Annotated in this window: 20 protein-coding genes, 2 tRNA genes and 1 rRNA gene; 14 read left to right on the top strand and 9 right to left on the bottom strand. The window is 51.5% G+C overall.

Going from position 1 to position 20,061, the window contains the following annotated elements:
* Position 1 precedes the first annotated feature (1 nt).
* From A7C91_RS12360 to A7C91_RS05915, 3 genes are all read right to left on the bottom strand, one after another.
* Positions 2-3,178: a 3'-5' exonuclease gene (locus A7C91_RS12360; RefSeq protein ID WP_324609464.1), complete on the bottom strand. Its 3,177-nt coding sequence runs from the start codon at positions 3,176-3,178 to the stop codon at positions 2-4.
* An 88-nt stretch (positions 3,179-3,266) separates the two neighbouring features.
* The gene (locus tag A7C91_RS11790; protein WP_234394315.1) at positions 3,267-3,449 is read right to left on the bottom strand and encodes a hypothetical protein; all 183 of its coding nucleotides are present in this window, start codon (positions 3,447-3,449) and stop codon (positions 3,267-3,269) included.
* An 8-nt stretch (positions 3,450-3,457) separates the two neighbouring features.
* Positions 3,458-3,823 carry a hypothetical protein gene (locus A7C91_RS05915; RefSeq protein WP_234394314.1) on the bottom strand — a complete coding sequence of 122 codons (366 nt, stop codon included), beginning with the start codon at positions 3,821-3,823 and terminating at the stop codon, positions 3,458-3,460.
* Positions 3,824-3,923: 100 nt separating this feature from the next.
* On the opposite strand from A7C91_RS05915, the gene A7C91_RS05910 reads away from it, so the two are divergent.
* The gene (locus tag A7C91_RS05910; protein ID WP_068665753.1) at positions 3,924-5,276 is read left to right on the top strand and encodes an RsmB/NOP family class I SAM-dependent RNA methyltransferase; all 1,353 of its coding nucleotides are present in this window, start codon (positions 3,924-3,926) and stop codon (positions 5,274-5,276) included.
* Here A7C91_RS05910 and A7C91_RS05905 read toward each other — a convergent pair whose 3' ends face one another.
* Entirely contained in the window at positions 5,277-5,894 is a 618-nt protein-coding gene (locus A7C91_RS05905; protein ID WP_068665748.1) for a TIGR00296 family protein, read from the bottom strand.
* 93 nt (positions 5,895-5,987) lie between these two features.
* On the opposite strand from A7C91_RS05905, the gene A7C91_RS05900 reads away from it, so the two are divergent.
* Genes A7C91_RS05900 through A7C91_RS05885 form a run of 4 tightly spaced genes read left to right on the top strand, consistent with a single transcriptional unit; the run spans position 5,988 to position 9,343 of the window.
* Positions 5,988-6,290 (top strand): MTH1187 family thiamine-binding protein, encoded by a 303-nt coding sequence (locus A7C91_RS05900; RefSeq protein WP_068665746.1) that lies wholly within the window; start codon positions 5,988-5,990, stop codon positions 6,288-6,290.
* A complete protein-coding gene (locus A7C91_RS05895; RefSeq protein WP_199919986.1) occupies positions 6,283-7,416 on the top strand; it encodes a DUF373 family protein in 1,134 nt (377 codons plus the stop codon). Before A7C91_RS05900 ends, A7C91_RS05895 begins: the two co-directional genes overlap by 8 nt.
* Positions 7,394-8,455, top strand: a complete 1,062-nt coding sequence (locus tag A7C91_RS05890; RefSeq protein WP_068665744.1) for a V-type ATP synthase subunit I domain-containing protein — start codon at positions 7,394-7,396, stop codon at positions 8,453-8,455. The genes A7C91_RS05895 and A7C91_RS05890 overlap by 23 nt, the downstream gene beginning before the upstream one ends.
* Positions 8,456-8,497: 42 nt before the next feature.
* Positions 8,498-9,343 carry a deoxyribonuclease IV gene (locus A7C91_RS05885; RefSeq protein ID WP_068665743.1) on the top strand — a complete coding sequence of 282 codons (846 nt, stop codon included), beginning with the start codon at positions 8,498-8,500 and terminating at the stop codon, positions 9,341-9,343.
* Here the strand turns inward: A7C91_RS05885 and A7C91_RS05880 are convergent.
* On the bottom strand, positions 9,340-10,383 hold the full coding sequence (locus tag A7C91_RS05880) for a DmpA family aminopeptidase (protein ID WP_068665742.1): 1,044 nt from the start codon (positions 10,381-10,383) through the stop codon (positions 9,340-9,342). The two genes, A7C91_RS05885 and A7C91_RS05880, sit on opposite strands and share 4 nt — an antisense overlap.
* Before the next feature lie 85 nt (positions 10,384-10,468).
* Here A7C91_RS05880 and A7C91_RS05875 point away from each other — a divergent pair, with 85 nt between their 5' ends.
* The 3 genes from A7C91_RS05875 (at position 10,469) to A7C91_RS05865 (ending at position 14,552) form a co-directional block, all read left to right on the top strand.
* Positions 10,469-12,088, top strand: coding sequence for an ABC transporter permease (locus A7C91_RS05875; RefSeq protein WP_068665740.1), 1,620 nt, complete (start codon positions 10,469-10,471; stop codon positions 12,086-12,088).
* Complete coding sequence (locus A7C91_RS05870; RefSeq protein WP_068665736.1) at positions 12,082-13,086, top strand: ABC transporter ATP-binding protein; 1,005 nt, start codon at positions 12,082-12,084, stop codon at positions 13,084-13,086. Before A7C91_RS05875 ends, A7C91_RS05870 begins: the two co-directional genes overlap by 7 nt.
* 131 nt (positions 13,087-13,217) lie before the next feature.
* Positions 13,218-14,552, top strand: a complete 1,335-nt coding sequence (locus tag A7C91_RS05865; RefSeq protein ID WP_068665735.1) for an NCS2 family permease — start codon at positions 13,218-13,220, stop codon at positions 14,550-14,552.
* 37 nt (positions 14,553-14,589) lie between these two features.
* On the opposite strand, the gene A7C91_RS05860 is transcribed toward A7C91_RS05865, so the two are convergent.
* The 4 genes from A7C91_RS05860 to rrf all read right to left on the bottom strand — a co-directional run bounded on the left by A7C91_RS05860 (position 14,590) and on the right by rrf (position 15,807).
* Positions 14,590-15,027, bottom strand: coding sequence for a metal-dependent transcriptional regulator (locus A7C91_RS05860; protein ID WP_068665734.1), 438 nt, complete (start codon positions 15,025-15,027; stop codon positions 14,590-14,592).
* A gap of 387 nt (positions 15,028-15,414) precedes the next feature.
* Positions 15,415-15,492: transfer RNA gene (locus A7C91_RS05855), tRNA-Lys, on the bottom strand.
* Positions 15,493-15,598: 106 nt separating this feature from the next.
* Positions 15,599-15,676: transfer RNA gene (locus A7C91_RS05850), tRNA-Asp, on the bottom strand.
* A gap of 9 nt (positions 15,677-15,685) precedes the next feature.
* A 5S ribosomal RNA gene (rrf, locus tag A7C91_RS05845) occupies positions 15,686-15,807 on the bottom strand.
* Positions 15,808-16,250: 443 nt separating this feature from the next.
* On the opposite strand from rrf, the gene A7C91_RS05835 reads away from it, so the two are divergent.
* From A7C91_RS05835 to A7C91_RS05810, 6 genes are all read left to right on the top strand, one after another.
* Positions 16,251-16,550, top strand: a complete 300-nt coding sequence (locus A7C91_RS05835; RefSeq protein WP_068665730.1) for a hypothetical protein — start codon at positions 16,251-16,253, stop codon at positions 16,548-16,550.
* Positions 16,523-16,987, top strand: coding sequence for a DUF835 domain-containing protein (locus A7C91_RS05830; RefSeq protein WP_068665729.1), 465 nt, complete (start codon positions 16,523-16,525; stop codon positions 16,985-16,987). Before A7C91_RS05835 ends, A7C91_RS05830 begins: the two co-directional genes overlap by 28 nt.
* Before the next feature lie 42 nt (positions 16,988-17,029).
* Positions 17,030-17,605, top strand: coding sequence for an SMC-Scp complex subunit ScpB (gene scpB / locus A7C91_RS05825; protein ID WP_068665727.1), 576 nt, complete (start codon positions 17,030-17,032; stop codon positions 17,603-17,605).
* 124 nt (positions 17,606-17,729) lie between these two features.
* Complete coding sequence (locus tag A7C91_RS05820; protein WP_068665725.1) at positions 17,730-18,794, top strand: OB-fold nucleic acid binding domain-containing protein; 1,065 nt, start codon at positions 17,730-17,732, stop codon at positions 18,792-18,794.
* Positions 18,795-19,163 (top strand): replication protein RepA, encoded by a 369-nt coding sequence (locus A7C91_RS05815; protein WP_068665723.1) that lies wholly within the window; start codon positions 18,795-18,797, stop codon positions 19,161-19,163.
* The gene (locus tag A7C91_RS05810; RefSeq protein WP_068665721.1) at positions 19,160-19,966 is read left to right on the top strand and encodes an OB-fold nucleic acid binding domain-containing protein; all 807 of its coding nucleotides are present in this window, start codon (positions 19,160-19,162) and stop codon (positions 19,964-19,966) included. Before A7C91_RS05815 ends, A7C91_RS05810 begins: the two co-directional genes overlap by 4 nt.
* The last annotated feature ends 95 nt before the right edge of the window (positions 19,967-20,061 follow it).

The raw sequence follows: 20,061 nt of genomic DNA, 5'->3' as shown, positions 1-20,061 counted from the left end.
CTTAAAGCTTTCTCATCAAGAACTTCGTAGCCGATTTTTTGAGTCTGACATAGCCCAGCTTTTGGAGGTGTTCAAGGTATCTTCGGGCCGTTCTGGGTCTTTTCTCTCCCTCAAAAATCCAGCGGAGGGTTCTCAGCATGCCCCTAAAGAAGTTCTTGCGCCCCCTGGTGGGTATAGTTAAGACGACGTCGGCGGTTTCCTCCTCAGGAAGGTTGAGGAGAACATCGGCAAGGTTTATCCTCTCATGCCTTTCCGGGAGGTTAATCATCCTTGGAACTGATATGAAGTCCCCAGGTTTTACTTTCCCGCCGGTAACTTCCACAAGTTCCCCATTTTTGACTGTGAAAAGACTGTGCCCCTCCGTGACCTTGATTTTCCTGCCGGAGGAGAATTTTATTCTGTACACTTTTCCGCGATAGCGGTGCCGTATAAGGGCTCTGACGGGCCTTACCTCGGATATCTTTGTCTTTCTGTTGAAAGAAATGGCATTTATTCCCCAAACTTCGAGAACCTCGGTTTCATTGCTCTTTAGGGGGTTCCCCTCATCCATCGCATTATCAACAAAATCGCCGATTCTCGTCAGTTTGAGCCTTCCATCAATGAGCAAAGGAACCCATTCATCGGGTAGAATGCTATTCGCTAAGATTTTTATTGCCCGTTGCCTGTAATCAAGGAGCTTCTTCTCGAGGGGGTCTATCGTAGCCTTCATCTTCCTTTTTATCTTCTGCCTCTCGTCAAGCAGAGCACCGAGCAGACTTGGGATGAACCCGGGAACATCCTTGCAGAACTTGTGGCCGACCTTAGGGGCGACATCATATTCCTTGCAGCCCTCTCTGTTGAGAGTATCCGGCGAGACGTTGTGTGTGATTATGATAGAGGGGTACAGCGAATTGTGGGTCAGTATTCCGTTGGCAAAGTAATAGGGGCTACCCTCAAGAGTCAGGTCGTAAACCTTGCCCTCATAGTACTCCTTCTTCGTGGTGAAGTCGCTGAGCTCATAAAAAGAGCTGTTTTCGAGTCTGTTCATTTCTATACTTTGGATAGCTTCCCGAAGCATCTCGTTCTTGTGAGAGCTAATGAATCCAGCGAGAACCTGGAAGAGAATTAGTCCATCCCTGCCTGTTATCTCAAGTATGTGCCTTGTGAGACGCTTTCTATTCTCTGTATATTGGTACTCGTAAGTACTGTAGGGGATTCCAAGCCTATTGAGGAGCTTTGAAATCAGCTCAAGCTTCCACCCATTGTTTGTCCCCTGGCTAATGACGATACTCTTGCGAACGCGGTTAACAGTTCCATCACCCTCAAAGAAACCCCTAACAACTGAGGGAGCATGCAAATTCTCAACGTTGTTCATCAGCTTTTCAATTTCAAGATAAACCCTTTTCTTTGCCACTTGGATTTTTACCGCGTTCGTTCCCCCCTTCCTCGTGATTGAAGGAGTAACCCCAAAGAGCTTCTCAAAAATGTAGACAATTCTGTCGAGGAACTCTTTCTCCTCGCTTCCAATCGTTATCTCCACCCGATATTGATGGGATATACTCCTCTTGGTGCGTGACAAGTCAAAATCCTTTCTGAGCAACGTCCCCTCTGCAAGCAGTATACCCACAAGTTCTCCCTTCAGAACTTCATCTTCACTGACCTGAGTGGATTCAAAGTTACTTATCCTCTCGAACATAGGGGTTGTAATTATCCGTCCCTTAACTTTACGAGTCAAAAAGGATTTAGCAAGACTGTCCCTTATCCTTGTCTGTCTCTCGTTTTTAGTGACAACTGGTATCTTGTGGTTAGGAGTGCACCTGAGTCCATTGATGTTAATTAACTCTCCTTTGTAATTGTACTCCCAGACTTTTCTGACACGTTGCCACCCGTTGATTCCAAGGACATAGTCACCTTCCCTGACCTCGCTTATGTTAACGAGTCCATGTCCTTTTACAATGACTTTTGTATCAGCAGGGTGACATCTGAAGTCCAAATAAGCTATGTTCTCCCATAGTCCGCGCTCGGGCTCCTTAACGTAGCCGCCAGCGTAGCTGTTCCTTCTCCTCGCTAGTTCCCTGTCGTCTGGCTTGTTCGGTACCAGCTCGTTTCTCTCATAGGCCGTCCTCAGCAGGAACCATTCAACCAGATTGCCCGTGCTGGAACGCGACACGTCCCAGAGGCTCTGGCCTATCAGCCTCGAAAGCTGGGCCTCCATCGGGAAGAACTCCCTTCCGAGCTCATAGGTTGCCTTTGCATCTTCCATAGAGTAGCGCGCAACGCGCTCAAGCCCCTCGCCGCTCTCCCAGGCAAGGGTTATCTCCTCCGCGTATACCTTCTCCTTGGGTTTGCCAAAGACCGCCTCATAAACGACCTCAAGGGTGTAGGTCGGCAGGTTGATGGTGCGCCTTATGACCGGGTAGAGGTCAAAGTGAATCCTCCCCTTGACCTCCACGGCGAAGCGGTCGCCCATGCGGTGTATCCTCGGCTCGCTTCCGTCCCGCCCGAGGGTGAAGCTTATCCCAAGCTTTTCGCAACGTTTTTTGAGGTATGAAAAGTCGAAGTTGTCGCCGTTGTATGTAATGAGAACATCAGGATCCTTCTCCTTAACAACCCTCAAAAAGCGCTTTATCATCTCCTTCTCAGTTGAGACGACGTCAACATAGGGCAGGTCGATCTTTTTCCAGGTTATAACCCTCGCCTCGTTCTCATCCGCGTAGCTTATCATGAGTATGGGCCCGGTTCCGAACTCCTCGCCCTCGTGGTAGAGCGTCTCGATGTCAAAGGCGAGCATCTTCAGTTCTTCATTGCCCTCCATGGGGACGAGGCCCCTGTCTATGATGTAGCGCTTGGCGAAGGGGATGTCATACTCATAGATGTCTACCACAGCGGGATGCTTCCTTATCTCATCCCTTATGGCCGGGACATCCTGCGGGTGCTCGAAGTAGAGCTTCCATACCTCAACAGGTCGGCCGAGGAACTTCTTCTTCACCTTCTCGGCACGCTTGACCTTGACGACGGTGTTATGTCTCTTCGCCGTTATCTTCTTCACTTCTTCGATGGCAGAATCGTCCTTGAGGAGTGCATAGATGTAAGGCTCGAAGTCTCTGTCGTATTCAATCTTGAACTCACCCTTCTCCTTCTTAAAGATCCTGATGACAGGCTTTCCGTCCTCTGTGATGTAATCGACATCAAGGATCATAACCAACACCTGTTGGATTATTGAATCCAGAACTAATAAACTTCGCCATCGAGGTTCATCAGAAAGAGAATGAAAAAAAGACCAACAATCAAGGATTCACAACCTTTGGAACAAGGGCACTGCACTTCTGCTGAAGCTCGGCATTGGCTTTCAAAATCTCTTCGCTGGGATAGTTGCCGTTCTCTCGCCACTCTGTGGCAAAATTGTAAATCAGGTTTAACCCCTCGCGGACGGCAGAGATGTTGGCGGTCCCATCCAAGAAATCTGCCATTGACGCGTTTAAAAATCTATACACGGCCCTGTATTGGTCATCTCCAAAACGGAATCGTTAAGCGTGTCTAGTTCAAGGTAAATCGCAGTCTCAACGAGGTGATTGTAGAGGCCTAAAAAGTCCCTTTCAAGCTCAACGGTGGAGAGGTTAAACGCGTCCGTGGAATTTGAGTGAACCGCATCAAGCGCGTTCTTGGAGTGGAATTGAACATCAACCAGCGTAGAAAACGTTACGAGGTGAACCCAGGACCTATCACAGTCCCGCCGGGCTTCAATCTTGGCGTTCAAACGCTTTTTTGGACGTAAAGATGAACACTCAAGATTATGATTATCCCCAACACCGTCACAACTACAGTGTTTCTCCGATCCATTCATCCCACCACAATTAACCCCACCTTTAGAGGTAATAAAGGTTTTGGGACTTCAAGTAGAACTGCACCACCACCTTTTTAAACTTCCCTGCGAAGGCTCGGCCATGGAGCTGTTTTACAGGGTGAGCTTTCAGGAAGTGGTGGCGGATGCTTTGATGCTCGTTGAGGAGCGCGAGCTGTCCTCAAAGCACGCCCTTGAGAGAGTCTTTAAGAAGGTTGCCGGTAAAGACCGCGAGAAGGCGAGGGGACTGACCCACGCCTACGTCTTTGAAATCGAGAAGTGGAGGGCGAAGATAGACTTCATAATCAACTCCGTCCTCAAGGGTTCAAGCGTGGAAGATCTGGACCTCTATCTGGCCAACCTTCTGAGGATAGGAACCTTCGAAATCCACTTCAGGAAAGTGCCGCCGGCTGTGGCCACGGACTCGATAATCAGGGTCGTTAAGGAGCGCTTTGATTTCTCCCGTGCCAAGTTCGTCAACGCGCTCATGCACTCGATAGAGAAGTTCGACGTCGAGAAGGCACTTAAGAGACTCAAGGAGAGGGACAGGATAGAATGGCTCTCCGTCCGCTTCTCCCACCCCCGCTGGTACGTCGAGTACGCTGTGGAGATCCTAGACTACGATGAGACGGTGAGGCTTCTCCTCAGCAACAACAGGCCGCAGAGGTACTACGTCAGAGCAAACACCCTTACGACCGACGTGGACTCGCTGAGGGACTACCTTGAGGAGAACGGCGTGAAGACGGCCCTGACCCCCGTTCCGGACGTCCTGAAGGTCCTCGAATACAGAACTCCGGTGACGAAGCTCGACTGGTACAAGGAAGGAAAGTTCGTTATCCAAGATTTAGCCTCAGCTTACGTCGCCCACGTTTTAGCCCCCGAACCCGGCGAGAGAGTTCTTGACCTGGCAGCAGCGCCAGGGAGCAAAACCTTTCACGCGGCGGCGCTGATGGAGAACCGGGGCGAGATAGTGGCGGTTGATTATTCCTACGACAGGCTCATGCGCATGAAGGAGAAAATGAAACTGCTCGAAATCAAAAACGTCAAGCTCGTCCACGCGGACGGCCGGAGCTTCAGGGATAAGGAGAAGTTCGATAAAATAATCCTCGACACCCCTTGTTCAAGCTCGGGAACCTACAGGCAGTTCCCTGAAGTCAAGTGGCGCTTCGACGAGAAGAAGATAAAGCGCATCATAAACGTCCAGAGGAACATGCTGAGGAACGCCCATGAGAACCTGAGAGACGGCGGCGAGATGACGTATTCGACGTGCTCTATAAGGGTTGACGAGGATGAGGAAAATGTTCTCTTCGCGATAAACCGGGTCGAGCTTGAGCTTATCGACTATCCCTTCAGCTGGGGCGATAGGGGCTTCCTTGAAATAGGGGAGAAAGTCTTCAGAGCGTGGACGCACAGGCACGACTGCAACAGCTTCTTCATTGCGAAATTGAAAAAATAATCACACCAGTGGCTTCCTTCTTACCGGGCCCATCGGGTACTCCTCTTCGAATATCTCTGCTGTGAAGCGGTAGACTTTGGTGTCCTCGTCGAGCCAGCAGTCGGGGGGCAATCCAGCCTTCCAGCAGATCTGAGCTAAAAACTCCTCCTCGTCCCAGCCCCACTCTACAGGCACCTGAGGAAGTAGCAGGCCTGAATGTATCCCCTTCTCGATTATCAGGCCGTCTTGGCCCACCTTTATCTTCCTCGGTCTCTCCTCCGGCGGTCCTTCTATAATCTCGGGAGGCGTCAGGACACTGACCTCAATGACAATATCATCCAGCTCGCTCTCCTTCACAGGCGGAAAGCGCGGGTCATCGATGGCAGCGTAGATGGCCGCTTTTATCGTGGCCTCAACTAGAGGATAGATCGGCAGTGGAAAGCCTATGCAGCCCCTAAGAGACATTTGAGGTGGAACATTATGACGGTTAAGGGTTACGAAAACCCCCATCTTTTCCCAGAGCTCGGGCGGCGTGCCCTCTGGGGGCTCTATCGTTCTGCCGTTACGGACGTACTCCTCTATAGCCCTCCTCGCTAGCATGACGAGGAACTCTCCCCACTCATCCTTGATCCTGTACATTCCATCACCCCCAACTATCTACGGGTGAATGGTTATTTATCTTTCCCGCAAAGTTTAAAAAATTGCCGAACTAAACTTAGCCAGGTGTCGAAGATGGTCATCGTGGAATTCGTGATAGTACCCCTTGGTGAGAAGAGCCTGAGCAGATACGTGGCCGAAGTGGTAAAGCTTTTAGATAAGAAAGGTGTTAAGTATCAACTGACACCGATGGCAACTATCATAGAGGTTCCGACCATGAAGGAGGCTTTCGATATAGTCGAAGAAGCCCATGAGCTCATGTTCAAGCTCGGGGCAGATAGGGTTTCAACAACGGTGAGAATCGATGACAGAAGGGATAAGCATGTTCACATGGAGGATAAAGTGAAATCAGTCCTCGAGAAGGCAAGGGGTGGTTGATATTAAGGCTCTGATTTTGGCGATAGATAGGGATGACGATTTTGGACAAAAGGCCGGGGTAGAGGGCCCGGTCATCGGGAGAGACGCCTGCATAGATGCGGCCTTAAAGCTCAGCCTGGCCGATCCAGAGGACAGTGACGCCAACGTTGTCTACGCCGCTGTCAAGCTCTATGACAAGCTCAATGGGGGTGACGAGTTCGAGGAAGTTGAGGTCGCGCTTATAACCGGCCACCCCAAAGTCGGCGTTAAGAGCGACCTGGAGCTGAGCAGACAGCTGGACGAGGTTCTTGAAAGGTTCCAGGCCGATGGAGTCATAACGGTAACTGATGGTGCCGAAGACGAGCAGATCTTCCCGATTATAACCTCAAAGGTACCCATAATAAGCTCCCACAGGGTCGTCATCAAGCAGAGCGAGGGAATCGAGACGACCTACTACATCATATACAAATATTTGAGGGAGATACTTAGCGACCCCGAGGTGGCCAAGGTAGTCCTAGGGATACCCGGAATGATACTTCTCCTGTACGGCATCTCCAGACTCATCTCGGTTTGGTATCCTGAGAGCATCAAGATAGTCTCCGCAACGGTCACCGGGACGATCCTCCTTTTCATTGGAGGATACTTCTTCACAAAGGGCTTTAGGCTCAACGTCAGGGAAACTCTAGCGAGGCAGTTTATATTCGTAATTTCGGTAATCGCGGGCCTGCTTATTATAAGCGGCGGGGCCATAAACGCTTATCTAAGCCTGGAGGAGTACTCAAAGGAGCTGATAGGGGGATGGCCAGGCACATCGCTACTAGCAACTCTCATTTACTTAAACGCCCTCAACTCCTCGCTTATCCTCGGAGTCTCAGTCATGATAATGGGCCGCGTTATCCAGGCTTACTTGAGGAGGGACTACCACATCTGGTACTACATCTCAACACTACTCATAATGCCGGCCTTGTGGGTCACCATTGACCTGACGACGAGATACGCGATGGCGATACTGACGATATCCGACATAGAGGTCTTCACGAAGCTCATATTGGCCGTCATTGACGTTGGGATTGCCGTTCTCGTTGGAATTTACCTTAGGGGAAAAGTAAGAGGATGGGAGAGAGTTGAAGCTGGAGCAAGCACTTAGGGAATATAAAAAACAGAGAAAGAATGCGGAGAGAGAAGTCAAGAAAGTCGAAAAAAAGTACAATACGCGCCTGAAAAAGAAGGTCAGAGAGATTCTGAAGAGAATAGACGCCCTCGAAAGAAAAGAGGTGCCCAAGGACGTCGAGGACAGGATTAAGAAAATCGTCACGGCAGAGAAAAGGAACTACGTTATCTCTCTCAGGCGTGCCCTCGAGAGCCTCGAGACAATGGACGACCTCGGAAAGAGGCTACCGGATCTGGCGAAGCTCCACGTGGGGCACGGAAAGTACCTCCTGCTGATATTCGAAAAGGACGTTTACGCCATCAACCGCCTCCTCAAGAAGCTGAACGAGGACTATGTGAAGTATTACGAAAAGGTGTCAAAAAAGAGCCTCGGGGAGCTTAACATAGAGGAGCTTATCGAGAACGAGAGGGAGACGAGAAGGAAGATAGAGCTCATCGAGAGAGAACGGGACGAGCTCAGAGAAAAAGTTGAAGAGAAAAAGAAGGAGCTTGAAGAATTCCACAGGGAGCATGGTCTTGATGAGCTCGAGAAACGCATCAAAGAGCTCTCCTCGAAAGTCAGAAGTGAGGAGCTGGAGGTAAGATCAAAGGCTTCCAAGCTCCAGAAGCCGATAAAGAGGATGAGGCTCCACGAGGAGATAGCTTCCAATTTCGTGGGGGACAGCTCCTACGCCCTGAAAAAGCCCGACGAGTTCATCTCACTCCTCCAGAGGATTTACCCGCAATTGGAGGGCAAACACAGGAAAACCGCTCAGTGGCTGATTGAGAACCTCAAGGAGAGGGCTGAGGCAATAGCAGAGGAAAGACGTCTCCTCAGAGAGCTGAAGGAAAGGAAGGATGAAATACTCGATCATGCCAGCTCGAAGGAAAAGGAAATCTGGGAGCTTGAGAGGTTAATTAAGGAAAAGGAGTCGGAGATAAGAAAGCTAAAGCGCCAGCTGGAGCACCTCGAGAAGGAGCTGGAGAAGAGCATTAAGCGGCTCGAGGAGATACTAGGCGAAAAAATCGAACGGTAGGCTTATAAGTTAGGTTTCCCTAATTCTCTTTGGGTGGTGAGAATGTTCAGGATGAACAAGTTGCGCTTCGGAACAGCCGGAATACCGCTCTCCACTCCAAAGCGCTCAACGATAGACGGCATAATCCATGTGAGAAACCTTGGTTTAGACGCTATGGAGCTCGAATTCGTCCGCGGAATCAATGTAAAGCCCGAGCTGGCGAAGAAGATAAAGTACGTAGCGAAAAAGCATGACGTTCTATTAACGGCTCACGCGCCTTACTACATCAACCTCAACGCGAGCGAGAAGGACAAGGTCGAGGCAAGCAAAAGGAGGATAATCCAGAGTGCAGAGAGGCTCTACGATGCTGGCGGCTGGAGCGTTGTTTTTCACGCTGGCTACTACCTCAAGCAACACCCCAAAAGGGTCTACGAGCGTATTAAAAACGAGCTGGAAGACGTAGAGCGCGAGCTGATGGACAAAGGAGTTAAAGTCTGGCTCAGGCCAGAGCTTACAGGAAAGCCCACCCAGTTCGGAGATTTGAAGGAGATAGTTAAGTTGAGCGAGGAGCTTGAGACGGTTCTCCCGACAATAGACTTCGCCCACGCCCACGCGAGGAACGCAGGAAAGTGTAACTCAATTGAGGAGTGGCACGAGATGCTGAGCTTCATCGAGGACCGCTTAGGCAGAGAAGCCCTCGACAACATGCACATTCACATGAGCGGGATTGAGTACACCGAGAAGGGTGAGAAGAGGCACTTGCCGCTTCAGGGGAGTGACATGAGGTGGGAGGACCTGTTGAGGGTTCTCAGGGAGTTCCGCGTTAAAGGTGTCGTCATAAGCGAGAGTCCGAAAATTGAGGAGGACGCGCTTTTAATGAAAAAGAAGTATGAGGAAATAAAGGTTTAGGTTTTTTCGAGCCTTCCATACTTCTCCATGATTTCGAGGAGCCTATCGAGGGGAAGCGCATACCTAATCTTTCCGTTGCCTTCCATAGTCCTCGCTTGAAGGAGGGCGTTAATTATCGCCTCTTCCGTTGACTCTGCTGCCGCTTTGAAAAGCCTGCTCAAGGCATTGTCGGGCAGAAAGCTTATGAGATGTGGCTCTTTGTCGAGAGGAACAGTTTGGGCCGTTGAGAACGCTAAAACAACGTCCCCACTGCCGTGGTAGGCGTATCCACCTGTTCTGGCGAGACCGACAACGGCTCTTTTCGCAAGCCTGCCGAGTTGCCTTGCCGTTAAGGAGGCATCTGTAGCGATAACCATCGAGATGCTCCCCTTGCTGGAAGCTCCTCTGCCAGGGTAGTCCCTCAGCTCTATACCTACCGGAACGCCTGCCATCGTCAGGTCCTCTCTCCTCCCAAAGTTCGCCAAGACGAGCGATGCCACTGTGTATTTTTCCCTACCGATTTCAACCACCCTCGATGACGAGCCTATTCCCCCCTTGAACTCGAAGGCGCTCATTCCAGTCCCCGCTCCAACCGAGCCCTCCTCAAAGTCCAGGCTCGCACCTTTCATGGCCTCGAAGTAGTGCTCCTCTGTGACCGCCATCGCCCGTATGTTGTTGAGGTAGGAGTCGTTGCACTCCATCACCATGGGCGAGACGCTCCTTAAATCCGGATTCAGCTCCATCACATGCTTCACCATCGCGTTAGCGACGGTGTAAACGGCCAGCGTGTTGGTGAGAGCTATGGGAGTTTCCATATAGCCGAGCTCATTCACCTGAACGAAGCCTATCGGCTTTGAGAAGCCGTTCATAACAAAGGTTGAAGCAAAGAGTCTCTCCTTGTATGGATTCTTCACTGGTGGAAGGAGAACGGTAACGCCTGTTCTGATGCTATCCCCCTCGATTATCGTCGAGTGACCAACCTTGACGCCTAGGTCAGCGATGGAGTTTCTCTTCCCATGAGCGTAGGAGCCAATCTTTATCCCCAGCTCGGGAGCCTTCATGGTGCCACCCCGTAAAGATTCTCGTGAGGAGTTTAACAACTTTGTCCAATCAAAGCTTATAAACGGCCAAAACCGAGTTGTGAGTATGAGGCTCTCGAAGCTCGCAGTGCTGATTCCTATAGCCTTCCTTGTGTTCTTCTTCTACGTTCCCCTAATCAGCATAATAAAGACGGGCCTGTGGGACAACGGCCCGACACTCAAATATATAGCCCCCGTTCTTTCGAACGCATACCACAGACGGGTCATACTCTTCACGATAGCTCAGGCTGTTGCCTCCACGCTTCTCACCCTCATCCTCGGCCTCCCTGGGGCGTACATCTTCGCCAAATATGACTTCCCCGGAAAGGGCCTGCTGAAGGCCGTCTTAACGGTTCCTTTCGTCATGCCGAGCGTGATGGTAGCTTTGGGTTACATTCTCCTCTTTGGAAAGAGCGGCTTCATAACCCAACTCATAGGCAGGGACTTGGGAGTCCTTTACTCGTGGAAGGCCATCCTTCTCGCCCACGCGTTCTACAACTTCCCCATAGTCATCAGGATGGTCTCATCGCTGTGGCAGCGCGTTAATCCCCACTACGAAGAGATGGCTATGGCCCTCGGGGCCAAAGGCTGGAAGCTCTTCTGGAGGGTCACCCTTCCGCTGATTTCCCCCGCCATCTTTGCCTCTGCCATGCTCACATTCGTTTTCTGCTTCCTGAGCTTCTCCATACCCCTCATCCTCAGTGGCTACCAGTACGCCACCATAGAGGTGGACATCTTCACGTCAATAATGGTGCTCCTTGACTTCAAGACTGGTTCGGCACTGGCCATAATCCAGATAGCCCTCAGCATGCTCTTCATGTACTTCTACCTGAAAAGCCTCGACGCCTACGCGAAGCGCGAGGAGCAAAGGATTCTCCAGAAGCCAAGAAACTTTACAAAAAGGGACATCCTCAGCGTTAAGGGCCTTCTCATCGGCCTCTACTCCATCCTCGTCCTGCTCCTGATCATCGCACCCCTAATAGCTGTTATCTACGACTCGCTCCAGTTCAATGGCGAGTGGAGCCTAGAGTGGTACAGGAGAATCTTCTCGGCAGAGTTCAACCCGATGTTCGGTGCAACGACGCTCGATGCCATAAGGAACTCCCTCCTCTTCGGCTTCTCCACGGTAGTGCTGTCGGTTGTCATTGCCCTTCCTATAGCATACGCCCTCCACCGCTGGAACTTCCGCGGGAAGAGACTCTTCGACGTCCTCGTGATGCTCCCGCTGGCGAGCTCTGCAATAACCCTCGGACTGGGCTATATCAGAGTCTTCCACAATACTGAGCTGTACTACACAGCATACCTCATCATAGCGGCGCACACCGTCATAGCTTACCCCTTTGTTCTCCGCGCCGTTTCGACGTCCCTCAAGAAGATAAGGCCCAACCTCTGGGAGGCCGCGATGAGCCTCGGAGCCAATGAGTGGAAGGCTTTCCTGAAGGTGGAGCTGCCACTCGCCCTCGGTGGGATGATCGTTGGCTCGATATTCGCATTCGCAATAAGCATAGCCGAGCTCGGAGCGACCTACATGCTAGCGGCACCGGAATACACCACGATGACTGTGGCAATATACCGCTTCCTTGGAGCGAGGCAGTTCGGCTCGGCTTCCGCCCTGGCGGTTCTCCTGATGGCCATCTCGACAGCGGGCTTCATACTGATAGAGAAGGTAGGTGAGGAGATATGGTGAGAGTTGAACTGAAGAATATTATCAAAGCTTGGGAAAACTTCAGGCTGGAGATTGGTTACCTCAAGGCAAAGGATGGGGAGTTTCTCACGCTCCTGGGGCCGAGCGGCTGTGGAAAGACGACCACGTTGAGGATGATAGCGGGCTTCGAAAAGCCAGATAAGGGAGAGATACTCTTCAATGGGAATATCGTGAACGAACTGCCGCCTTACGAGAGGAACATAGGCATAGTCTTCCAGGATTATGCGCTGTTTCCTCACCTGACGGTCTTTGATAACATCGCTTTTGGCTTGGAGATTAAGAGACTTCCACGGGATGAAATCGAGAGGAAGGTTAGGTGGGCCCTTGAGCTTGTAGGCTTGGAAGAACTCGAAAACCGCTATCCGGAGCAGCTGAGCGGTGGTCAGCAGCAGCGCGTGGCTTTGGCAAGGGCACTGGTCATAGAGCCAGAGGTTCTCCTCCTCGACGAGCCGCTGAGCAACCTCGACGCTAAAATCCGAGAGAGGTTACGGAGCGAGATAAAGAGAATCCAGCGCGAGCTGGGGATAACGACCATCTACGTCACCCACGACCAAGAAGAGGCAATGGCGATAAGCGACCGGATAGCCGTCATGAACGTCGGCCACGTGGAGCAGGTTGGAAAGCCGCTGGAGCTTTACTACAGGCCCAAGACCGAGTTCGTGGCGCGCTTTCTGGGGCTGAGCAACATCCTTAAGCTGAAGGCCAAGGATGGGAAGGCCTGCATAGGCGGACTGTGCTTCGACGTTGAAAGGGATGGAAAGGTTCGGGTCTTTTTCAGGCCGGAGAGCGTTTACGTGAAGCCTGGGAAAATGGCGGAGATAGTGGACTACGAACTCCTTCCAGGGAGGATAAGGCTCAGGCTTAAAATCGGAGACGAGCTTATCCTGGCCGAGCGTTTCCTTGATGAGCTTCCATTCTCGGTGGAAGATCTGCCAGAAAGGGTAGATGTGGAGGTTCGCTCGTTTTCTATTCTCAAATGAACCCTCTTTTTGGTATCCTTCTATAGTCCCCCAGAGTAAAAAGCTGCACTTCTTATTTACAAATTTTTGTCAAAAAAAGCTTTAAAAAACTAAGTTATTAGCAAAAATCAGCTAATCAAGGAGGTGCGCTCATGAGATGGTTCGAGAGGTACTTTGAGTTTGATAAGTACGGCACAGACATGAGGACTGAGATGTTAGCGGGCGTTACGACCTTCATGACAATGGCCTACATCCTCTTCGTTAATCCAGCGATCCTCAGCGATGCCATAGGTAAGGAGGCCTTTGACTCCCTCGTCGCCGTCACGGCTTTAGCTGCTGGCTTTGCGACGATTCTCATGGGTCTCTACGCCAAGAAGCCCTTCGCCTTGGCCCCTGGAATGGGCCTCAACGCTTACTTCGCCTACAGCGTTGTTTTGGGCATGGGCTACGACTGGAAGGTGGCTTTAGCCGCTGTCTTCGTCGAGGGTATAATATTCATCATCCTGAGCGTCACGAAAGTTAGGAGCGCGATCATCCACGCAATCCCACTCAGCCAGAAGTACGCCGTTGGTGCTGGAATAGGCCTCTTCCTTACGCTCATAGGCCTCAACAACATAGGCCTTCTCACAGCTTTCGTCCAGGATGGGGTGCTCAAATTCACAGGCCTGAACACCACCGCACTGGCGAGCAAGCAGATCCTGCTGTTCTTCTTCGGCCTCTTCCTGACTGCGGTTCTTATTGCCCGCCGCATCAAGGGCGCTCTGCTCATCTCCATCGTAACCACCAGCATCCTCGGCTGGATTACTGGAACCGCACCGTGGCCCGAGCAACTATTCTCGACCCCGGACATAAGCTACACCTTCATGAAGATGGACCTCCAGGGACTGCTCAACGTTGGTGCCCTCGGCGTGATCTTTGCCTTCTTCATGGTGGACTTCTTTGACACTCTTGGAACGGTGACTGGCCTGAGCGCCAAGGCTGGTTTCATAACCAGAGACGGAAAGATACCCGATGCAGAAAAGATCCTTCTCACCGATGCCGTCGGCACAACTGTCGGTGCGGTCCTCGGAACCTCAACCGTCACAACATACATCGAGAGTGCAGCGGGGATAGAAGAGGGCGGCAGAACTGGAATGACTGCCCTGGTTACGGGCTTCCTGTTCTTAGCCATAGGCCTCTTCATTGCCCCGCTGGCCCAGGCCATTCCAGCCTTCGCCACCGCTCCAGCGCTGGTCATAGTGGGTTACTACATGCTCAGCGCCATAAAGGAGGTCGACTTCAGCGACCCAACAGAGGCCATCCCGGCGTTCCTCGTGCTCATAACTATACCCTACACCTACTCAATAGCGGACGGCATAGGAATGGGCTTCATAAGCTACACACTGCTCAAGGTCTTCAGCGGCCGCTGGAAGGAGATCCACCCGCTTATGTACATCCTCGTCCTGGTGTTCATAGCCTACTTCGCATACCTCGGTGGGGTCATCTAATCCCCACACAATATTTTTTGAAAAGTACGCAGAAGAATCACTCAAGAGCCTCATTCTCTGCCAGCTTTTCTTTAATGAACTGCTTGAGCACGTACGGGCACTGCTCCTGTATGAACTGGGCAAACTCCCTTATCCTCTGCACAGTTATCTCGCTCACATAGTGCTCAAACTGGCAGGCGTCATGCTCCGCTATCTCGGGGGGTATGCCGAGGATGTCTATGAAGAACTTAGTCAAGAGGAGATGTTTTGAATAGGTCTGTTCGGCAACCTCTTTACCCTTCTCGGTCAGAAGAATCCTATCGTACTTCTCATATTCGACCAGACCCTTCTCGCTGAGCTTTTTGAGAGCATCGACGACGCTTGGGGGCTTGACCCTCATCATTTTAGCGATGTCCTTGACGCGTATAACACCCTTGTTCTTGTGGAGGATGTACATGGTCTCGAGGTATTCCTCTTCCCTCTTGCTTATCTCCAACGCCCTCACCGCGTTAGGTTGCCCAAAAATGTTTAAGTAGTTTTCGCTCCTCACAAACTTTGCCTTTGCGAAGTTTGTCCAAAATTGGTCAACTGTTATAAAGTCTGGTCTTTAACGTCGCATTCTTTGTCAAGCTACAGGTTTATTTTGAGGTCCCCATTGATAAGGACTATTGACAGAGTCCCTCCAAAACTGACGCCCTACGGGCGTCATCTTAACTCCGAACCAGCAGGGGATGAACAGCCAAACAAGGAACCCACAAAAACATAACCAACACTTAATGAACGCTCTCTCACAACTCAGCCATCATAATCACTCAAAAATTCCCGCTATCCGTCAAGGGTGCCTGAACGAAGTGAAAGCGGCGCTTTCGTCAGAAAGGGCTAATGGCGGGCCGGACGGGATTCGAACCCGCGGCCACGGGGTTAAAAGCCCCGCGCTCTAACCAGGCTGAGCTACCGGCCCATCCCGATGGGATAACAGGGGGACATCTTAAAAACTTTACCCCGGCGAGCTTAGGTTTCAAACCCAGTACCGACTGCCACAAAATTTGATGCTTAGAAACTTGGGATGGCGCCCGGGTCGGGATTTGAACCCGAGTCACGGGAGTGACAGTCCCGTATGATGGGCCTGACTACACCACCCGGGCGCTTTGGGTGGCCGGCGGCGTCCCCGGTTTCCCGCCCCCTCTCGGAGGGCAGTACACCCGGGATCGCTGGCGGGCTTAACTTCCGGGGTCGAAACGAGACCGGGTGTAACCCCACCGCTATGACCGCCGTACCGCTATTGAGCTATCGGGATGGGTTTATAAAGATTGCGGTCGGAGGCATCCAACGGCCATTTTGTGGTTAGATAGTAAGTTAAAGTTTTTAGGCTTTGAAGTCCAAAGATATACTTGGGCATCCATAGGTGAGCAACATGAATAAATCCCTCTTGCTGGTTGGCCAGACACTCAGTCTGCTTGCAAAACTGACAGTCTCAATGATTCTTCTCATAGTATACCTCCGCTCCCGAAGAAGGTCCGCCTTTGTATGGTCCCTCGCCTGAATAATCGCGGCTCTCAGCATAGTCTCCGACGCCCTGGGCATCCTCCGGCTTATAACAATCACCGAAGCTGCGTTTTCCTCCGTGCTATTTCTCGGCTCACTAATATTTCTCTCCGAGGAGCTCGGCTGGAATACCAAACACGCCTTCATATATGCCACTCCCCCCTGATTGCCGCCATGTACAGTGTAACCTTGGGTAAGGGCCGGGTTTCCATAGTGGGCATCCCCTACGGTGTCTCCGCTTTCTTTGTTGTCCTGTTTGGACTATTCATACTGCACGCCAGCGAGGAGAGCTTCAAGAGCGCCAAAAGGGCTGGGTGGATGGTTCTTCTGATGGGACTTCACGAGATGGATTATCCCTTCCTCAGGGGTGTGGATTGGTTCGCCCCGATAGGCTTCACTTTAGGGGCCATACTTACGGTTCTCTTAGTATACTTCATGGCCTGCATATGCTTTCCGAAGAGTTCATCAAGCTGAAGAATCCGGTAAAGGCCAACATCGAGCCCGGAGTCAAGCTGATTCCCAGTGATGAATACCGCAAGATGAAAGAGATGTTTAGGGAATACCCAGCCTTAGCTTTTGTTAGGGATGTATCCCCTCCAGAAACGTGTAGAACATACTTCATCACCAACACGAGGGGGGAGAACGCAATTCACCCCACGAACCTGGCCAAAATGCTCGAGCTTTCTAACAGGTACCTGCGCGAGGCAGAGATGCATGGACTCACCGGCGTCATAATACTAGACGGCATCGAGTATCTAACGATATACAACGGCATCACTGCAGTTGTCAAGTTCCTGGCGATCCTTAGAGACATGGTCGTAGTTAGAAACGGCTCCCTCTTAGTGGTGGTCGACGAGGCGGCCTGGGAGAAGAAGTACCGCACCATCAGGAGGATTCTCCTTGGAGAGTAAACCCTATAAGAGGAGGTTCAAATTTCCAAGGAGGTGGTAATAATGGGACTCATAGAAGACAAGGCCCTTGTTGAAGCAGCCCTCTTCGTTTCTGGACGGCCACTGAGCGTTAAAGAACTGTCCAAAGCTTTGGGAATAAAGTCGCTGGATTATCTCGAAAAGCTCATCGAACTTATCGCAGCGGAATATGCAGAGCGGAAGAGTGCAATCGAAGTGGTGCGCGTTCTCGGAGACAAGTACGTGATGCAGGTGAAGCAGGAGTACTCTCAAAAAGTTATCCACATGATGCCGAGGCCCGATTTGAGGGCGGGCGAGCTGAAAACGCTAGCGCTTATAGCTTATCTTCAGCCGATAGAGCAGAGCAGGCTCGTGAAGCTCCGCGGGAGCCAGGCCTACGAGCACATAAGGAAGCTACAGGAGATGGGCCTCATCTATGCCGAACCCTACGAGAGGACAAAGCTCCTCGGAACAACGCCCAAATTTGCTGAGCTCTACGGATTCCCTGAAAACGATCCAATGATAATCAAGGAGGCCTTCAAGAAAGTGGTTCACGCTGAGTACAGCGATTTAATTGAGAAGCTCGAGAAAGGTGAGGCGGCTTCAGAAGGCGAAGAGTAATTTCTTAACCTTTCAGTTCCCTTATTTCTGCCCATAAAAGAAACAGAACGCTCTTTTCTAAGAACTCAGCCCCTAGAGAAAAGTTTAAATACCCGCACCCATTATTACCATTAAGGTGAGTTCTATGGGAGTGCTGACCAAGGAACAAATCATCGAGATGATAGAGAGGCAGAAGGGTCTCTCCAAAGACGAAATCGAAGAGAAGATAGCGGAGATAGCTTCCCGCGAGGGAATTTCCGAGCATGCCGCGGCTTTAATGCTCGCCGAAGAGTTGGGAATCAACTTGGAGGGGAGAGAAGAGCTCCTTCACATAGCAGATCTCGTTCCCGGGATGACCAACGTGAACATAGTCGCGAGGATACTGAGGAAGTACCCGCCGAGGGAGTACCAGCGGAGGGACGGCTCGAGCGGCCAGGTCGCCAACGTGATAATTTACGACTCCACCGGAAAAGCCAGGCTCGTCCTCTGGGACAGTCAAGTGGCCAAGTACTACAACGAGCTTAACCCAGGAGATGTAATCAAGATTATAGACCCGAGCATCAGGGAGGGCAGGTCCGGAATAGAACTCCATGCCAACTTCAGGACGAGGATAATACTCAATCCAGAGGATCCGCGCGTTGAAGAAATCCCACCGCTCGAAGATGTGAGGAGCTACAACTACAGGCGCGTCAATATAGGTGAGTTGATGGGCGGTGAGAGGTTCGTTGAGGTTCGCGGAACTATAGCGAGGCTATACCGCGTTACCGTTTACGACGCCTGTCCAGAGTGCAGGAGAAAGGTTGACTACGAGCCCGCAACGGACACCTGGGTGTGCCCCGAGCACGGCGAGGTTCACCCGATAAAGATAACCATCATTGACTTTGGCCTTGACGACTCCACCGGCTACATCAGGACAACTCTCTTTGGGGACGACGCGGCGGAGCTTATCGGAAAGGATCCGGAAGAGATAGCCGAGAGGATGAGGGAGCTCATGGAGGAGGGCTTGACCGCCAAGGAAGCCAGTAAGAAGCTCGCAGAAGAGGAGTACTACTACCTACTCGGCAGGGAAATAGTGGTCAGGGGCAACGTGGTGGACGACAAGTTCCTCGGGCTAATACTGAAGGCCTTCGGCTGGGACGAGGTGGACTACAGAAGGGAGATAAGCCGGGTGAGGGCCGAGCTGAAGGAGGTCCTCAAGGAGGTGCTGTGAATGGAGGAGGTTAGGTACAGGCGGCGCAAGCCGGCCGTCGAGAGGAAAATAGGAGAAATAACCGAGGACGACACCCGCGTGGCTCTCATGGGAAAGGCCTTCAAGGTCGACAAGATGGACTACACCTTCTGGCTCGACGACGGAACTGGAGTCATACTTATCGAGAGCGAGGAGAACGTCCTCCCGCAGAACGGTCAAATCGTCAGGGTCATAGGGAGAGTCATAAGGAATGACGAGGGGGTTCACATCTACGGCGAGGTCATACAGGACTTCAGCGAGGCCGATTTGGAAGCCCTCGAAGAGATTAGAGAACTTGAGAGGAAAGTTCTCCCAAAGGTTGAGAGCGCGCTCGCGTGGTGGTCAGAATGAAGAAGCGCCTCCCAGCGAGTAGGGTTTATATAAAGGATATCCTAGAGGGATACTACGTCAAGAGCGAGGGCGATTTCGAGCCCAACTATCTGATAACGAAGGACGCGAGGAAGGTCTACCGCGTTAAGGTAGTCGCGACCGTCGTCCGCGAGCCAGTCATAAGCGACGACGAGACTTACGGAAAGCTCCAGATAGACGACGGAACAGGGACGATATGGGTTCTCGGGTTTAGGGACGACACCCGCTTTATAAGGCTCGTGAAGAAGGGTGACCTCGTCCAGATAATCGGCAAGGTTGCCGAATGGCGCGACGACAAGCAGATACTCGTAGAGGGCATAGCTACGGTCCACCCCAACATATGGATACTCCACCGCTTCGAAACCCTCAAGGAGAAGGTCGAGCACGCAAAGAAGGCCCAAATAGCCTTTGAGATTTACGACAAGTACGGCATCACAGCGAAGGCCAAGGTGATAGCCAAAAACAAAGGTGTAAGCGAGGACATGCTCCTCACTATAGACGAGCTCTACACCATAATGCTCGAACAGAGAAACCTCGAGGAGGAGCTCTTCGAGGAGGAAGTGGAGGAACTAGAGGAGAAGGCAGAAGAGAGCCCGGAGCTGGAGAAGGCCAAGAAGGCTGTCCTCGACCTGCTGAACGAAAAGAAGAAGGCCCTCTCGCACAAGTTCATCGTTAAGAAGCTCTCCAAGGAGTTCGACGAGGAGCTCATCGAAGAGGCCATAACCAAGCTCTTAGCTGAGGGAGAAATCTACGAACCGGAGATAGGCTACTACGAGCCGCTGTGAGTCAGCTTTTCAATATTTCCTTCACTCTTTTTCTACAAACCACTCGTCTTAGGTGAGGGATTAAAAAGCTTAGGAAAGTTAAAAATTAAAAACAT

It is taken from the genome of Thermococcus piezophilus (genome assembly GCF_001647085.1).
Taxonomy (GTDB): Archaea; Methanobacteriota_B; Thermococci; order Thermococcales; family Thermococcaceae; genus Thermococcus; species Thermococcus piezophilus.
The sequence above is the reverse complement of the archived record's forward strand: the minus strand, read 5'-3'. Positions and strand labels throughout refer to the sequence as shown.

Excerpts from the sequence above, each read along its gene's own strand:
- A7C91_RS05870 (WP_068665736.1), top strand. The coding sequence starts at position 12,082 with ATGGTGAGAGTTGAACTGAAGAATATTATCAAAGCTTGGGAAAACTTC.
- A7C91_RS05835 (WP_068665730.1), top strand. The coding sequence starts at position 16,251 with ATGTACAGTGTAACCTTGGGTAAGGGCCGGGTTTCCATAGTGGGCATC.
- A7C91_RS05915 (WP_234394314.1), bottom strand. The coding sequence starts at position 3,823 with ATGAATGGATCGGAGAAACACTGTAGTTGTGACGGTGTTGGGGATAAT.
- A7C91_RS05875 (WP_068665740.1), top strand. The coding sequence starts at position 10,469 with ATGAGGCTCTCGAAGCTCGCAGTGCTGATTCCTATAGCCTTCCTTGTG.
- A7C91_RS05905 (WP_068665748.1), bottom strand. The coding sequence starts at position 5,894 with ATGTACAGGATCAAGGATGAGTGGGGAGAGTTCCTCGTCATGCTAGCG.
- A7C91_RS05880 (WP_068665742.1), bottom strand. The coding sequence starts at position 10,383 with ATGAAGGCTCCCGAGCTGGGGATAAAGATTGGCTCCTACGCTCATGGG.
- scpB (WP_068665727.1), top strand. The coding sequence starts at position 17,030 with ATGGGACTCATAGAAGACAAGGCCCTTGTTGAAGCAGCCCTCTTCGTT.
- A7C91_RS05810 (WP_068665721.1), top strand. The coding sequence starts at position 19,160 with ATGAAGAAGCGCCTCCCAGCGAGTAGGGTTTATATAAAGGATATCCTA.
- A7C91_RS05910 (WP_068665753.1), top strand. The coding sequence starts at position 3,924 with ATGGAGCTGTTTTACAGGGTGAGCTTTCAGGAAGTGGTGGCGGATGCT.
- A7C91_RS11790 (WP_234394315.1), bottom strand. The coding sequence starts at position 3,449 with ATGGCAGATTTCTTGGATGGGACCGCCAACATCTCTGCCGTCCGCGAG.
- A7C91_RS05830 (WP_068665729.1), top strand. The coding sequence starts at position 16,523 with ATGCTTTCCGAAGAGTTCATCAAGCTGAAGAATCCGGTAAAGGCCAAC.
- A7C91_RS12360 (WP_324609464.1), bottom strand. The coding sequence starts at position 3,178 with ATGATCCTTGATGTCGATTACATCACAGAGGACGGAAAGCCTGTCATC.
- A7C91_RS05885 (WP_068665743.1), top strand. The coding sequence starts at position 8,498 with ATGTTCAGGATGAACAAGTTGCGCTTCGGAACAGCCGGAATACCGCTC.
- A7C91_RS05815 (WP_068665723.1), top strand. The coding sequence starts at position 18,795 with ATGGAGGAGGTTAGGTACAGGCGGCGCAAGCCGGCCGTCGAGAGGAAA.
- A7C91_RS05865 (WP_068665735.1), top strand. The coding sequence starts at position 13,218 with ATGAGATGGTTCGAGAGGTACTTTGAGTTTGATAAGTACGGCACAGAC.
- A7C91_RS05900 (WP_068665746.1), top strand. The coding sequence starts at position 5,988 with ATGGTCATCGTGGAATTCGTGATAGTACCCCTTGGTGAGAAGAGCCTG.
- A7C91_RS05820 (WP_068665725.1), top strand. The coding sequence starts at position 17,730 with ATGGGAGTGCTGACCAAGGAACAAATCATCGAGATGATAGAGAGGCAG.